The organism is Acanthopleuribacter pedis, assembly GCF_017377855.1.
Lineage (GTDB): Bacteria > Acidobacteriota > Holophagae > Acanthopleuribacterales > Acanthopleuribacteraceae > Acanthopleuribacter > Acanthopleuribacter pedis.
In genome coordinates, this window is record NZ_JAFREP010000021.1 from 1 (window position 1) to 15,757 (window position 15,757).

At 60.4% G+C, this 15,757-nt stretch carries 9 protein-coding genes; 6 read left to right on the forward strand and 3 right to left on the reverse strand.

Annotated features, from left to right (window positions below):
* Positions 1 to 607 precede the first annotated feature (607 nt).
* From J3U88_RS21115 to J3U88_RS21140, 6 genes are all read left to right on the forward strand, one after another.
* Positions 608 to 2,650 (forward strand): hypothetical protein, encoded by a 2,043-nt coding sequence (locus J3U88_RS21115; RefSeq protein ID WP_207860964.1) that lies wholly within the window; start codon positions 608 to 610, stop codon positions 2,648 to 2,650.
* 399 nt (positions 2,651 to 3,049) lie between these two features.
* Complete coding sequence (locus tag J3U88_RS21120) at positions 3,050 to 3,448, forward strand: hypothetical protein (RefSeq protein WP_207860965.1); 399 nt, start codon at positions 3,050 to 3,052, stop codon at positions 3,446 to 3,448.
* Between the two features lie 728 nt (positions 3,449 to 4,176).
* A complete protein-coding gene (locus J3U88_RS21125; RefSeq protein WP_207860966.1) occupies positions 4,177 to 5,217 on the forward strand; it encodes a hypothetical protein in 1,041 nt (346 codons plus the stop codon).
* A 6-nt stretch (positions 5,218 to 5,223) separates the two neighbouring features.
* Positions 5,224 to 7,836 (forward strand): CHAT domain-containing protein, encoded by a 2,613-nt coding sequence (locus J3U88_RS21130; protein WP_207860967.1) that lies wholly within the window; start codon positions 5,224 to 5,226, stop codon positions 7,834 to 7,836.
* The gene (locus tag J3U88_RS21135; RefSeq protein WP_207860968.1) at positions 7,829 to 8,431 is read left to right on the forward strand and encodes an RNA polymerase sigma factor; all 603 of its coding nucleotides are present in this window, start codon (positions 7,829 to 7,831) and stop codon (positions 8,429 to 8,431) included. The genes J3U88_RS21130 and J3U88_RS21135 overlap by 8 nt, the downstream gene beginning before the upstream one ends.
* A 10-nt stretch (positions 8,432 to 8,441) precedes the next feature.
* On the forward strand, positions 8,442 to 9,092 hold the full coding sequence (locus J3U88_RS21140) for a zf-HC2 domain-containing protein (RefSeq protein ID WP_207860969.1): 651 nt from the start codon (positions 8,442 to 8,444) through the stop codon (positions 9,090 to 9,092).
* 784 nt (positions 9,093 to 9,876) lie between these two features.
* Here the strand turns inward: J3U88_RS21140 and J3U88_RS21145 are convergent.
* From J3U88_RS21145 to J3U88_RS21155, 3 genes are all read right to left on the reverse strand, one after another.
* On the reverse strand, positions 9,877 to 11,148 hold the full coding sequence (locus tag J3U88_RS21145) for an FG-GAP repeat domain-containing protein (protein WP_207860970.1): 1,272 nt from the start codon (positions 11,146 to 11,148) through the stop codon (positions 9,877 to 9,879).
* A gap of 614 nt (positions 11,149 to 11,762) precedes the next feature.
* Positions 11,763 to 12,257 carry a CesT family type III secretion system chaperone gene (locus J3U88_RS21150; protein WP_207860971.1) on the reverse strand — a complete coding sequence of 165 codons (495 nt, stop codon included), beginning with the start codon at positions 12,255 to 12,257 and terminating at the stop codon, positions 11,763 to 11,765.
* Positions 12,258 to 12,330: 73 nt separating this feature from the next.
* Positions 12,331 to 15,489 (reverse strand): hypothetical protein, encoded by a 3,159-nt coding sequence (locus J3U88_RS21155; protein ID WP_207860972.1) that lies wholly within the window; start codon positions 15,487 to 15,489, stop codon positions 12,331 to 12,333.
* Positions 15,490 to 15,757: the final 268 nt, after the last annotated feature.

Here is a 15,757-nt window from a genome sequence, read left to right on the forward strand (position 1 = left end):
TTTCACCGCCGGCCGGCATTGATTTTAGCGCGCCACCACCTGCGTCAAGGACCGCTCCGTGAAAAAATCGGCACCTCCCAACCGAGCAAGCTCGGTCGGGCCCCTCCAATTTTTCCCCTCCACTTGCGCTAGATTGACGCGGTTCGGCCTCCTGGAATCCTGATGTTTCACAATGAAGCAGGGTGACGGGCACGCAAACCTGGTGCCAAACCTGGGGACAGACACCCCAAATTGCCTGACTTTAAAGCGGAATGCATCGTGACTTCTTGTTGTCTGAGCTTTTGATCCCCGGGCGTTTCTCCTTTGCTGTCCCCAGCGACTCCTCACATCGCGTGAACCATCCGCTCCCCTCTCCCGACGAGGGTGGAACCGACCAAAGTGCAGGTGAAAATTGTGCGAAAAGCAACAGCGACGCTTTACGCGCCTGCCTGTTTTTGGTGAAATGAACTTATCCCTCTTGGCAAATTGACAGCCTCGGCGTTTTTACCCGCTTCTCCGCGAGCCGCGCCCCCTTTAAACCCGTCGATCCGGCACCTTGTCACAGTGTGACCGCGCACCTTGCCCACCACCCAAAACCGTGATCCGAACATCCCAGGGAGGTATCCCCATGCGTTTCGGCCTTTCCCTGCTCTTTTGCCTTGTTGCACCCCTCGTCGCCCAAGAAATCGTCATCAACCCACCTACACCCACGAACAACGGCCTGTTCGGCAACCGCACCGCATCCATCGCCGACCGGCTGTTCGTGACCGAATTGGGCAGCAACAACTTCACCGGCTCCGTTCATATCTACCGCGTTACCGGCGGACAACCCCAGTTTTTACAAACCTTGGACAACCCCGACGGCCAAGGCCGCAACTTTGGGTTCGCCCTGGACGCGGTCAGCACCGAGGCCGGTCTGTTCCTCGCCATTGGCGCGGCCTTTAACAATGTACCGGCCTCGCAAGGTCGCGGCGGCACGGTCCAGTCCGGCGAGGTTTTGATCTATTTTGATTCGGCCGCGGACATGGAGGACACCTTTACGCTGCTCTCCCGCTTGGATCTGCGCGAATTCAACCAAAGCGACATGGGTTTCGGTAATGCGCTCGACCTCGACCTGGTACCGGGCGGTTTTGAGCTGGCGGTCGGCGCCACGCGTTTTACCAACCCGAACTCGCAACTCCAGAGCGGGGCGGTCGCGATTTACACGTCAACCGACGCCACCACCTGGATGCGCGGTCAACTGATCCAACCGGACAACGTCACGGCGGGTGGGGAGTTCGGCCTACCCGTGGAACTTCAAGATTCACAGTTGTTTGTCGGCGCATCAAATGACTCGGTCGCCATGACCCAATCCGGTAGTTGTTACCTCTACACCCGATCCGCGCAAACCAAAAACCTCTTCCAAGAACAGGCCAAATTTCAAGCATCCGACGCCGATACCCTTCCCTTCGCCGCCTTTGGCGAAAATTTTACGCTTTTGCCCAACGGAACCCTGGTCATCGCCGCGCCGAGAACACCCGCCAACAACATCGTGCCGGGAAGGGTGTACGTGTTTAACGCGGAGGGGGCCCAGGGCGATGTCACGGAAACCCAGGCGATCAACCCAACCAATCCAGTTGACAACGGCTTCTTCGGCGTGGGTCTGACGTCCTCCCACGACAACCGTTTGTTCATCGGCGATCCATCCACGGTGCTCAACCAAAACAACAACGCGGGGTCGATCCTCGAATTTGGCTTGGAGGGCGGCACCTGGACCTTTGTCCAATCATTTACCCAAGGGGATCCGGCGGCGGAGGCCTTTTTTGGCGACACGATCAAATGGCTCCAAATCGGCGAACCCTTTTACCTCGCGGGTGGGGCACCGAGCCGCTCCAGCAAAGGGGCAGCGTTCTCGGGCCAAGTCTCCCTGTTTGAACAGGAAAGCGCCACGCCGATTTTCTCAGACGGCTTCGAGTCAGGAGATACCTCGGTCTGGTCGTCCAGCACACCCTTCGCCGACTTCGAGCTCGAGAAACAAGGCGAACTGCTTGCGGTCCTTCGCGGCGCGCGTTTCAAGGGCGCTTTCGGCATGCAGGTCGCGGGTAACGCGGGCACGGCCTTCGTGGAGAGCACCGGCGGCGATTCAGCCACGGATTTCCGCTGTCGCGTCCAGTTCAGCACCAACGATCTCGACCTGCCCATTAACAACCGTCTGCGCATTCTCGCGGCGGGTTCGCTTGAGAGCGGCAGGGTTCCCTGGCTGGCGGTCGAGCTTTATCGGGACGGACAGGGCACCAACCTCCAACTCCTCGCCCGCGAAGACAGCGCGCTGATGCGCATGTCGGATCCGATCACGCTCAGCGGTCCCTGGCACGGCGTCGAGGTCGCCCTCATTCCCGGTGATTCAAACGGATCGGTAAGTTTGCGCGTTAACAGCCAAACGGTGACGGTCGGTAGCTTGACCAACACGGGTGCCAACGTCGACTTCATGCGCATCGGCGTCATGCCCGCCTCCACCCCGGCAACCGAGACCATCACCGGTTCGGTGTATTTTGACGACTTTGCCGCGCAAGCGGGCGGCACCATCGGCAACGCCTGTCTCAACGACGCCGACTTCCGCACCCATGCCTCCGATTGGGACGGCGGTGACATTTTGTTCCTGGTCAGCCTGCTGAACCTGCCCTGTCAATAAACCCTGAAAAGGAAAAACGAAAAGGGCGGCACCCGCGCTGGGTGTCGTCTTTTTTATTGGGTTTTGCCGACACAAACCGACCGAGATTTGCTTCAATCAATCCCAAAGACACAACGAAGGAACGCCCGTGACGGATCGCATCTTTTTCTTTGGCAACCCTTGGCCGGGCGGCCACGCCATCATTGATTTCGCGTGGTCGGGACGACTCGACTCGGAAACCGGCCCTTTGGTTCGACCTCCACCTCGCCACCGAAGACTACGACGCTCAGGATGTTGCCGGGAACACCCCCTTTAACGATGAAGAGGAAGAAAAACTCTCTGATTGGGAAGGGCGAGCCGGTTGGTACAACACCCATTCCTGCACCCTTTCCTCCACGGAGTGGGGGACACGAGGGTTTTTTGGTTGGCACCCGCGAGCGCCCTTTTGACATCAATACCCTGTCGGAACAGCGTTATCGGGTCGGCCCTTTTGACCGTGTGTCCCCATCGGATGAGCCGCCCTTTCACATTTACCTGTTGGGCCATGACGCGGTGGGCGACATGCACATCCAGTTTGGGCCCCGTCACGAAGTCGACCGTTTCGGCCTGAGCTGGAAAGGTCGCATCGCGCGTTTCTACGCGGGTGAAAGGGATTTTCGTTATGGTTTTCGGGTCGAGATCAACTCATGCGCGTTTGAAGGGTTTGAGATCGAGGAATATCAGACGGACCAAGAAGCCTGGGCGCAATTCCGCCCTCTGGTCACCAACCCCGAGGCTTATGTTTTGAAAGACGGTATTTTTCTGCTTGAGGTGATGTAGGGACAGAGGTGATGCGGGGACAGGCATGTGTAAGCGTTTGATTCCCTTTGGCTTGCACCGGTGCGCCTTCAGCGCACTTCCCTTCTTTTGCCCCTTCCCCATGGTTGGCCACCGGCTGCTTCGCTCCGGTGCCCAACCATGGGCTTAAATCCGGCAAGGCTTCACCTTGCCAACGGTTTGCGCGCTTGCGTCCCCTTGGTTCTTGGCGGTTTGCGAGAGGGCATTGCGGGGACAGGCATGCGTAAGATGTTGACTACCTTTGACTTGTACCGGTGCGCCTTCAGCGCACTTCCCTTCTTTTGTCCCTTACCCATGGTTGGCCACCGGCTGCTTCGCTCCGGTGCCCAACCATGGGCTGAAATCCGGCAAGGCTTCACCTTGCCAACGGTTTGCGCGCTTGCGTCCCCTTGGTTCTTGGCGGTTTGCGAGAGGAGATAGCGGGGGAAGATTGCGGGTGCAATGCCCAACCGAAAATCGTGCACCCCGCATTGAAGCGCCGTGACAACGGTTACAAGGCGCCACGGGACCCTTCAAAAAACGCAACGCACTCCCGCGCGACCTCACCTAACCCGCAATGGCATCCAACGCCCGGCGGCCTCCTCCCCCCTGCTGTCGCACCTTTTTGAAGAAAGTGAGAGGAAAAGTGAGAGGAAAAGGCGATTGGTTTCGTTGCCCCCAAAAATGAAGCCCGGATCAGGGTCTGAAAATGGGCTAACGAGGAGTACCTGATGATGTTCCCCCGATGGATGATGTCTTTTTTAGTTGCGTTGCTTACCTGGGTCCTGTCAACCCCACCCGGTACCGCCGAGGACGACCCCCTGGTGACCTACCACCTCGGGGTTTACTTGGAAACCGACCAACCCGCCGCGGTCCAGCCGGCGCTACAACTGGATTGGCCGGCCTTTCAGCACCTCTTGCACACGCGGTGGGACCAGGGTTACCAAGTCGTCGATCTTGAAATTGCACCCGACAATGAACACTTTAGCGCGGTGTTCGGCTGGGGTTCGGCCAAACAAGAGATTCGCGTCGGCGCGACCCAGGCGGCCTTTGCCCAACACCTGACCAAACAAACCCAACGCGGCTTTACCCTCACCGATCTTGAGGTGACCCGCGACCCTCACGGCCGCATGCGGTACGCGGGCGTTTGGACCCACCTGGACGAACCCCGCCTGGTTTCCTACAACATGAGTTACAGCCAGTTCATGAACCTAAACGCGGCCCGCCAGGCGATGGGGTGGGAACTGGTCGATGTGGAATCGGCGGCATCCGAGGCACTTACGTTCCATTACGCGGCGATCTGGCAAGCCGCTGGCGCGCCCACACTCTGGATTGCACCGACCTCCTGGCCCGATTTCCATGCAACGTACCACGATCTCCACGGCCAAGGCTTCCGGCTGATCGATATGGAGCAACAAGCGGACGGCCGCTATTTTGGCGTTTTTGTCGCGTCCTGCGCGCCCGATTACCTTTGGGCCGGACGCACTTTTATGGGTTCACCCGCGGGGGTATCCGAACTGAGCGGGCCCATGTTGGGACCGGAACACCTGATTGATTACGAGGTGATCCAAGACCCCCATCAAAGCGCCGACCACCCCGAAAAGACCCCACCGGGACGGACTGCCTGCGGCTGGGTGGACACCCTCAACTGGGGCGGTCTGATAACCCTGCTTTACACAACGATTAATGAGTACCCGCTCCAGGCCGACATCGACGGCATTCCAAAAAACTTGCGCCTTCACAACACCGGCTCGGCCGGACCCGAGGATTAAACCGCCATGGTCGTTTTTATTCTATTGATGTGGGGATCCCCGGATCTTTTTGCCGCGTGTGACGACCTGGTTGCCCAAAACCCGCTCGGCCATCGCGGCCCGAGGTGTATCTACCAAAAGGGTCGCGAACCGGGCCAAAGCGACGCGGCGCGCCTGCACCTTGCCGCGCTGGCCAAGGCACGGCCCGAACTTCCCTGGGTTCACTTTTATTTGGGCAACTTGGCCCAAGATCAGGGACAGGCTGATGCGGTCGGCCACTATCGGCGCGCGCAGGCGCTCTTCCGCGACGGTGCGGATGAACAGGGCCAATTTTATACGGCGATCAACCTGCACCGATTGCACCGCGCCGCGCGGGCATGGCACCTCGCCGAAGCCGACCTACAACAAGCGGCGGCCATCGCGGTCAACGCGGGTAAACCCAAGTGGACGGCGGCAGCCACACGAGAACGGGCGGCGCTGTTGATCGCCAAAGGTTCACTGGTCGCGGCGCAAGGGCTCCTCACGGATCTGAGCGCGACCTGGTCCGACGAAACGCCCTACCACGAACAACGGGATGTGTTGCTTTCACTTGGCGACGTCCACGATCAATTGGGCGACCCCGACCGAGCCCGTTTCTTTTACCGACGTCTGGCAACAATGGCCGAGGACGCGGGCGATGCCTACGCGCGGGCAACGGCGGTCTACCAAGATTTCCTTTCCCACATGATCAACGGCCCGTGGCGGGAGACGACCCCGACCTGGGCGCGCGAGACGGCCGCCGCCCTTTTGCAGACGGGCGAGGCGTTAAATTACCGCGGCTTGATGGTGCGCGCCCACTATGAGTTGGGCCTGCTCCACCAAGGCCCACGCGCCGACCAACACCTCGCGGCGGGCCTGCGCTTGGCGCGGGACGCGGACGATCCGGTTTTGATCGGCCTGATCCAGCGGGCAATGGCTACCCGAGCGGTTAAGGCGCCGCCTGAAGCGCGGCGCCTCCTCGAAGCGGCCCTCGCCACAACCGCAAGCGCGGACGATTTACAGGCGACCCTGGCGCGCTGGTGCGATCAACTTTATGTCGATTGGGAAACCTTGCCGACGGATGAAGCCGTGGCGAAGAGCCTCGATCTTTTGAGCCAACTGGAAAGGGTGCGTTTGCAACAATCCTCCGATTTGGGGCGCGCGGGCTTTTTGTCGCATTTTGCCTTTCCCTACTACATCGTGTCGGGCCGGCTCCTGAACCGGTACCGGCAAAACCCCGACCGCGCCTCGCTGGAACAGAGTTTTGCAGTGATGGAACGGTTGCGTGCCCAGAGTTTCCAGGAAGGGCGCGACCCATTTACAGACGGCACGCACGAAGAGCCCGGCGCGCATCCAGACGAACCCTTTCGTGGCGAACCCTTGTTGGCTTTAAGCGAGGTTCAAAGCGAGCTGGCGACGAATCAGGCGATGCTCGCTTTTCAGTTAGCCTACCAACAGGATCCCTACGGTCGTTTTGCGGGCGGCTCCCAGCTTTGGGTGATCACCCACGATCAGGTAACCACGGTGCCACTCAGCAACCGCGCGGTGCTGGAAGACGCGGTGGCGGTTTACCGCGATTTGATTACCGCGGCCTCGCCGCCGTCCTTATTGAAGCGGGCGGCGGTGGATCTGTACCAGCATCTGCTCGCCGACGGCATCGCCGCGCTGCCACCCAAGATTACCCGGTTGGTGCTGATTCCCGACGGCGCCCTGTCGCGACTGCCCTTCCCCATGTTGCGCGCCGCCCAAGAAGCACCGCCGCTCGGGGCGCGTTTCACCCTGTCCGTGGTTCCTTCGGCGGCTTTTTGGTTTCATGTAAAAGCGAAAACGCTTGGTGCGCAAACGAGCCATGCCTTGGTGCTCGCCGATCCGTCTTTTTCGCGGGCCGACTTGCCCGCGCCCCTAGCCGGCCCAGGCCAAAGCCGTAACCTGGCCAAACTACCGCGCCCGCTGACCCATGCCCGCGAGGAGGGACGCAACATCGCGGCGCGTTTGGGTTCCCAAACGGAGCTTTGGTTGGGTGCCGAGGCACGCAAGGAACGGCTGCTCAACCGCGAGCCGGCAGCCCACGGGATCATCCATTTGGCCGCCCATGCGATGGTCGACGCCCATCGGCCCGAACAGGCGGCGGTCCTGCTGGCGGCCGGACACGACGGCGATTCGGGTTTGTTAACCGCCGCGGAAATCGAACACCTGGACTTTTCAGGGACCCTGATCGTGTTGTCGACCTGCAGCAGCGCGGACGGCATGCCCTTTCGCGGCGAAGGGGTGATGAGTCTGGCGCGGGCCTTCCTCCGGGCCGGCGCGACGACGGTGGTCGCCACCCTCTTGCCTGTCTCGGACGAAGGCGGTGTCGTCCGCTTTGACCGATTCTACGGGTTGTTACAGGGCGGCCTTCCCGTGGCCGAGGCGGTACGCGCCCTGTACCCGCACCAAGCCAACCCGGACGCCTGGCACAGCCTGACGGTGTTCGGCAACGGCGACGCGACGCCTTTCCCCGGCGGGTTCAACCAGCCGGCCGGATCGGCCGCCGCGATGCGCCGAGGGTGGCCGTGGTTCGCGCTTTTGGCGGCAATCGGCACCGCCCTTTGGGGTCGGCTTCGCGGGAGAGAACATGGATAATCCAGTCGGGTTCACCTTCGCGGATCCGCCCCAAACCGCGCCAAGACCCCATGAGCTGCACGAGGGGAGCGACCCGCCGTGGTTGTCCCCGGAACGCGTGGCCGAACTTCGCCTTGAATTGGGCCGGGCGATTCAACGCATGTGCCCGCCCCGGTTGGCGGCCCAGGCCGACGACCTCATCCAAATCAGCCTGCTCCGGCTGGTGGAACGGTTGCGGAAAACCCAGGGAAAACAAGACTTCAACCTCGCTTACATCAAACGCACCGCCTTGTGTGCCCTGATCGATGAAATCCGTCGGGTGCGTGCCCGCGGCGAAACCGCGTTTGAACCCGAGGACGGCGGAGAACCGGCCCACCCCCATCGCGACGCCGACCCGCAACAGCAACTGTGGGCCCGTCAAATCGGCGACCACATTCGCGATTGTTTGGCCAACCTGATCACACCGCGACGCTTGGCGGTTCTTCTCAAGCTGCAGGGTGAAAGCGGCCGGGAAACAGCAACCATTTTGGGCTGGACCCTTCGCAAAACCGAGAACCTGATTTCGCGCGGGATGGCGGACTTGCGGCAATGCCTCAAAGGAAAAGGACACGGTTAAGGGGTTAACTTTGGGTTTTCACGATTCAGAATTACAGCATCACTTTCAACAGGCGGCGGCCGTTGCGCCCGACCAAAGCTGTCCTACCGCCGAGGATCTTTGGCGTGCGCGCTTGGGCGAACTGAGCCCCGGCAGAACCCGGCGGATCGCCGCGCATCTGCGCACCTGCAGCGGGTGCGCCGAGGATTGGCGATTGGTCCAGTTCCAACAACGCCAAGACGGCATGAACCCGGCGCGGCCGATAGGGCAAAGCCGCGCCTGGACAACCTTGGCGGCGGCGGTTCTTTTAACGGCGGCCGGGTTTTGGCTGGTCCAACACCGCGTGGAGCGGGCCGAACCCACGCGGGTGATGCGCGGCGAACAACAGCCAGGAGACCTGATCAGCCGGCAACAGGGCGCGGCGCTTTCTCGCGAAGCCTGCTTGCTTGCATGGTCGGTCCAAACCCCCGCGCCGCCGGTTTCCCATTATGCGGTGCGCGTCTCCACGGACGATATTTTTGAGGTGGTGTTTGCGGCCAAGAACCTGAGCGAACCACGGATCACCATCCCCCCGCAACGCTTGGCGGCCCTGCCGCGGGGAACGGCTTTGACCTGGCGGGTCACGGTTTATTTTGAGAACGGCACCCAGGTCTCGCGGGTCTTCCACGCTCGCTTGGACTAGCCCGCCCAAACCGGCGGCGAAGCCCTGGAAATTAAAAAGGCCGCACCGGTGTGTTTGCAGCAAAGAACCTAAGCGAACCACGGATGGTTTGATCAAAAACCGGGCCGACGATACAGGCTCACGCACACCCGGCCGAATAAGGTTCACCTCCGCTTGCTTCCTTCAGACCTAAGAAACGCTGAAGCGAGGGGTTTTCGCTAAAGATCTGGACCGAAGTGGCTTGAATCAATGTCGCACAGGACCGCACCCACCGGGTGCGTTGCGAATTTTTAAGGGCTGTTGCAGCCCAGGTGGTGTGTTGTGGGTTTGGTTACGAGGAGCAATCTCAGGTTCCCCCGTTGCTATTAGAGCCAGGCATACTACGGCCTAGCGGCCGCTGAGGTGGCCGTGTTGAGCGAGGGCATTTTTTCTCCTCAAAAACCTTCTTTTTGTGAAAGGCTTTTGAGGAGAAAAAATGCTGTTGGGTTTGAGGCCTGCTAGAGACCGCGGTTAAGGTGTCGCGCGGCGGTCCTTGCCGCGTTCATTCGAGAAAGGATACGGTTCTTCCGAGGCCAGAGGTTTCGCTAAAATCACCACGCGTTATCGCGCTTCTTCGGACAGTCCCCGCTGCTGCCGGCGACGCCCTCGCGGTTCGGATTGTCTTCCCCCGATTGGGGCGATGCCGACTTGGGTTAGTCGGCCGGGTTTGCCCGCTGCGCCGGGCAAACCCAAAAAAGGCGGGACACAAGGTCCCGCCTCTTCCGTTTACCTCAAACCGCATCCTTCGCGATTCGACGTTGTTGGGTTAGGGGTTGGCCAACAGCAAACGGGCTTCCGTGCCGGTGTAAATGATGTCCAAAAAGCCGTCGTTGTTGAAATCGGCGACTTCAAAATCGGTAGCGTTCAGCGTATTGATCACATTGCCCGAGGAAAACGAACCATTGCCGTTGCCCAGGTAAATGTTCATGGTGGTGTTGCCTTCGTTGGTGATGATATCCACAAAGCCGTCATCGTCCATATCATGGAGTTGAACCTTGAACAACGCACCGGTGTCGAGGTCCGCGAACACGGGGTTGCGGTACCCGCCCGACCCGGTCCGACGCACCAATACCATTTGGTTATACCCGTGATTGGCCACGATGTCGCGGTAGCCGTCGCCATCCACATCGGCAGTAGCAATCGACGGGAAAGCGGTGTTGCCGGAGGGCGAAGTAACCAAGGTGGTAGGGCTGCCAAAAGAACCGGAACCATTGTTCAAACGCAGGCGCAGGCGGCCGGCACCGTCGTGGAGGATGTCCAGATCGCCGTCGTTGTTCATGTCGGCCAAGGCCACGGTACTGTTGCCGGCGCCGACATACAGGGTGGTGAGGCGGAAACCGGAACCGGAGCGTTTAACGCCAACGGTGATGGTGTCGTCGCCGGTATTGGCGGTGACGAAATCGTCGCGGCCGTCGCCGTTCAGATCGCCGACGACCAATTCGCGCGGACCATCGCCGGTTTTGTAGAAGGACCAGGTTTGCCAGTTGTTATGGCCCCAACGGATGCGTACGCGATCTTTGTGCAGATTGGTGGCCATGATGTCGGTGATGCCGTCGTTGTTGAAATCACCCATTTTGATGTCGGTAGGACCATCACCCATCGAGCGGGTTTGCGTGTTGTAGAAGGTGCCCGCGCCGGTGCCCAAACTGGAAATCATGCGGTCGAGCAACCATTGGCTCACCACGAAATCAACGTTTGACCCGCCGTTGAGGCGGCCGACGTCGATCCCGGAAATAGAACTGCCCGGAGGCGCAAGCGCAACCGAGGAGCTGTAGCAAAGTTCCCCGTCCTCCTGGTTGCCGTCGCCACAGGTCGCCAATTTTTGGCTGACACCACGGGTTTGAATAAAGGATTCGGAGGGGCCGGTGGCGGCAGGGCCGGTGGCGGCGGGGCCGATGGCGGCAGGGCCGGTTGCGGCAGGGGGTTCGTCCCAATAGACGACGCCTTCGCGCGGTTCTTGCGCGGAGACGGTGAGGCCGGCTAGGACCAGAAAGCTAGCGAGGGTCAGGACCATCGAACGAACGAATAGGTTTCTCATAAAGTACTCCGTGAACAAATGGTTACGAGGGAGCCCGGCGCTTTAGGAACGGCGGGTTTACTCGAAAAACCCCACGGGGCTCTGATTGCACGGGGCAACCAGAAGCGACCGATGTGGGATCGACCCTTCAACGAAGCGACTTTTTGATTCCTCTCATTCACGGTGATTTTTTTTGGCTTGGGGTGGTCCGCCTCCGGCACTTGTTCGAAAAATGAGGGTCACCCCAAGACAGCGGGCGTGACCTTTTAGCCCGCATAGCTCACAAGGAATCGTCGCGAGAAGCTGAAAGCCTTGTGCGTACGAAGATTACGACCGAGAGACGGCACAGGGGTCCGACCTTTCGCGGGGCCGACCTTTCGCGGGGCCGACCTTTCGCGGGGCCGACCTTTCGGCGTAGCAGCTGAGGCGAAGGCGGCTCGACCGAGTAATGCGGAAGGCAAACCCTCGCAATCGCATGGGTTGCCCCGTAGCAGAATTCCTTGTGAGATAGGCGGGTTAGCCCAGGCGTCGACCGTCCCCTTCCTTATATTGGGGGCGTTCATCGGGTTGGGTTGTGGCGACGAAATTCCCACGGATCCTTGGCCCGCGGGGATTTTACCGGATTGTTGGTCGGGTTAGGCGAGGATGCGGGGGCCGGCGGAACGCATCCAATCGCGGCCGCTGCCGCGCGCGGGCTCAGCCGCGACCTGAGCCGCCGGTTTTTGGGGGGCTTTGCTCAGTAATTCCTGTTTGGCGAGGGCGAGCTCGCCCAGGGTTTCGAACCAGGTTTTGAGTTGTTCCGGGTTGTCGATTTCCTCGGCCGGGCGGACGGCCACGAGGGTGAGCTTTTCGTTGTCGGGGTTGATCGCCCACTTGGCGCCGTCCATTTCGGCGCCGAACCAGTTGGCCTTCAACAGATCACGCAGGACGTGGGCTTGGCGTTGGTCGTCGACGGCGCCCACGGTGAGTTCCACAAACAACGAGGTTCCCGACCAAATCCCCATTAACAACGGGACCCGGTCCTGGTAACTGATCCATAAAAAACGATCCTTGGTCAGGGCCTCGTCGGGCAGGTCGTAGGTTTGGATAAAACCCTGCACGAGATTGAGGTAATGCGCACCATAATCCATGTCTTCATCTCCTTTTACCCACCGCCGACTGCCACGGGCCGCGGCGGCGGTTTCCTGTTCCATCGGTTGGGTTTTATTCGAACGCTTTGGCGTGAGAGACACTGCCGGTGTATTGCACCTTGGTTTGGTGGGCGGCCAGATCCACGAAGATCTCCTTGAGTTCTCCCCAGCGCGCTTCCTTGGCGGCACCGCGCGCGCTTTTGTATTGGGCGAGTTTGTCGCGCATCGCGGTCAGGATTTCGCGCGTCGGGTGGTTTTCCGCCTCGTTGCGCGCGACCCGACCTTGGTCCAGCTCCATCAATTCCTGCATTTCGTAGGGCGCACCGCTGAAATGATCAACCGGATCCAAACCCTTGACCATGTTGCCCATCATCTCGGTGAAGGCGCCCTGGTGCTTGTCCATACGCGCCATGAAGGCGGCGTTGGCGGCTGTTGCGTCGGGGTTGGCGCGCAGGTCGAAGTGGTACAAATTCATGACGTAGTTGGTGGTGTTGGTACCCAAGTACTCGGCGACCACGTTGGCGCCGGTGGCGGTGGCGGTGACGGGACCGGCGGAGAAGTCGGCGTCAAGGCCCGCTTGCATCTGCACCGAACGCACCTCGTAAGGCGCCAGGATCTTGCCGGTTTGCTGGGCGTCGATGCGAATGGTCACCGCGCCGCCGGCGGTGAGCGGCGGCAAACCGGTCAGGTCCAGCCCGCTCCCCTCGAAAAACTTGGTGAGCGTTTGGTTGATGTCGGCGCCCGCGCCGATGCGCAGGATGTGGGTCTGGAAACGGCCCTCGTTGTCGGGGTTGCTGTCTTTCCAAACGGTGGTATCGGTGCGTTCAAAACCAACCTTCACCTTGAGCAGGTCGGTGGCCTGAACCTGCACCTCGCCGCGCACGGTACCGCTGGTGAAGCGGCCGCCGTTGGTTTCCGCGGTGGTTAAGGTGTAGGGGCTGTTTTTCTCCAGCGCGTATTCGGGGAATTTTAAGTGGTTGAGCCGCGCGGTGATCACCTTGAGCCCGGCCTTCTCGCCGGCGCCGACGTCGGGCGGCAACGAGGCCTGGTAGAGATGGGTCAGCGCCATCATGGAGTGAAACAGCTCGCGACGCATGCGGGCGCGGTCGCTGCGCATGTTGGCCCGCGCGGTGACACTAAAACTTACGCCCATTTGCGTTTCCAGCTCTTTTTTGCGGCGCTTGGCCTCGGCGCGTTTGCCGGCATCGGGATGGCTGTCGGCGGCAATCACGGTTTGCGAATACTCGTGCCAAATTTCGGTTAATCCCCGGGAGAATTCGAGGATTTGGTGGCGCTGCGCTTCCAGTTCCGGGCGCGCATCCTCGCCGGCGGCCACCAGGTCCACGATGTCACGGTGCCATTTCTGCAATTCGACGTCGCCCTTTTCCTTGCGATCCTCGAAACCGGGCATTTTGAAGGTGCGGTTGGCGTCCAGCTCAAAGTGGTCGCGGGCGTCCTGGGCGGTGGCGGGCAACTTCTTGTCCAGCGGCGCCCGTTTCCAAGCGCGTTTGGCACTTGCTTTACCGGTGCCCAACAACATGGCTTTGGCCAATTTGCCCAGCTTGGCCATGCCTTTGACCTTCACCCCGGCTTCGCCGCCGACCTCGATTTTGGGCACGAAGGCCTCGCGCTGCTTGGTGCCCGAAAACTTGAGGCCGAGTTGGTCTTTGAGTTTGGCGGTCGCGGCGGCCAAGGCCTTGGGTTTCTCAAGGGCGGCGGCCCGGCGGACGTCCTTGCTGTCGGCCGAAACGCCTAACAGCTTGCTGCTTATCAGGTTATGCGTGGCCGAACTGTTGATGATTTTGTCGGTTAGGTAGGTTGCCAGTTCGCCGACGTTGCTGAACTTTTTGTTGGTGAACAGGGTAATCGGCAGGGTGGCCTGGGCACCGGTGCCACTGGTATCGGCGCCGGGTGTGGTGACACCGATTTCGAAGGTGTAGCCTTTTTTAAGGTTGATGCTGCCGTCCGGCTTCACAAAAGCCTCGTGCTTAAAGCGGGCGGCCAGCTTCAAACCAGGCGCCGCCGTATCGAGGCTGAGCCCCAGGGTCAGGTCGCCGCGGGTGCCAGGTTGATCCCAACCCGCCTTGGTGAGTTCGGCGAGGAGTTCGCCGCGCAGTTCGCGACGCAGGGCCATGAATTCGCCGTTGCGTTTCAGGACGTCGAAGGGTTCCTTGATTTCGCTGATTTTGAAATAGCCGTCGGCCTCCAGCGAGGAAAGGCTGCTGATGCTGAATTTGCGGTCCCCGGAGCTTTTGCGGGCGGCGGCATCACCTTGCTTTTCCCGTTTCTCGGCCCGTGCCGCCAAGTCCTCCTGGGCGGCGGCCTGCTTGTCGAGCAATTGGCTCAAGGTACCGTGGCGCGCTTCCAAACCTTCGATTTCCCGGTAAATACCGCGCACCACGGCCTCGTATTGGTTGGGAAAGGATTCGAAATCGGCGGGGTCCATACCCATTTGATCGGTGAGGAAGTCGAGGTGCTCCTGAAAAGCGGTGAAGCGTTTGAGGTCCTCGGCGTCGAGTTTTTTACCCGCGGCCTGGTGGTCGCCCATGGCTTCCATTTCATAACGCAGGGTTTCCAATTCGACGACGACCTCGCCCCAGGTATCCATTTGGACCTGAACCTCTTCCATCAAGCGCCCGGTTCGAAAGGTTTCGACGCCCATGGCGTCGGCGCGTTGTTGCAGGGAATCGGCGGCTTCGTGGTAGGCGGCGACCTCGGCCAACTTGGCCTCGTGGCGCAACGCGTAGAGATCGGCTTCACTGCCGTAAACAAAAGGCTGCGCCAAGACGGCGTGGATCTGTTCGATGTCCAGCTTTTGCACGGCCTCGGGGCTCATGGCGGCCATTTCGTACACCAAACCCAGCACCTTTTCGCGGCCGTGACTGGTTTGCAGGGCGTCTTTCACCGCGGGCGATGCATTGAGTTTGGCTTCAATCAGCTCGCCGTGCAGGCTCCCGCTTGAGGCAACGGCACGGGACAAATAAGTGGCCGGGTTGGGATCGTCGAGCGAAACCGAACCCCTGGCTTGCATTTGACTCAGTTTCTCACCCATGGAAGCACGCCCGGCATCGAATCGTGGCCGCGTGGCGCCAAAGGTGGAGCGGGTTTCGGTGGTGGACTCTGGATTTCGGTTAAACATGGAGGTCAGTTTCTTCGCCATTCGGGCGCGAAGGGTTTCGGGACGGCCACCACCGGTGACTTTGGTGGTGTGGGTCGGCATACCTGGAAACACGGTTGCTCCTTTATGATTCATACAAGGTGGACGGTATAAAATGAGACGTCCGCGTGAGGCGGACGGCGGGCGCGAGATCCCTATCTCTAGCACGCAAAAAAGGCGGCCGAGGCAGCTTATTTCCGCACCTTCATCATAAATTCACACGCCCTATTTCATGCGGTGACCCAACCCCGGCAAACCGCAAACCGCTCGCGCAAAAACATCACAAAAAAACAACAACCCCGACAGCGGTGCTGCCGCCGTCGGGGTTATCTCGTTTCGGTCA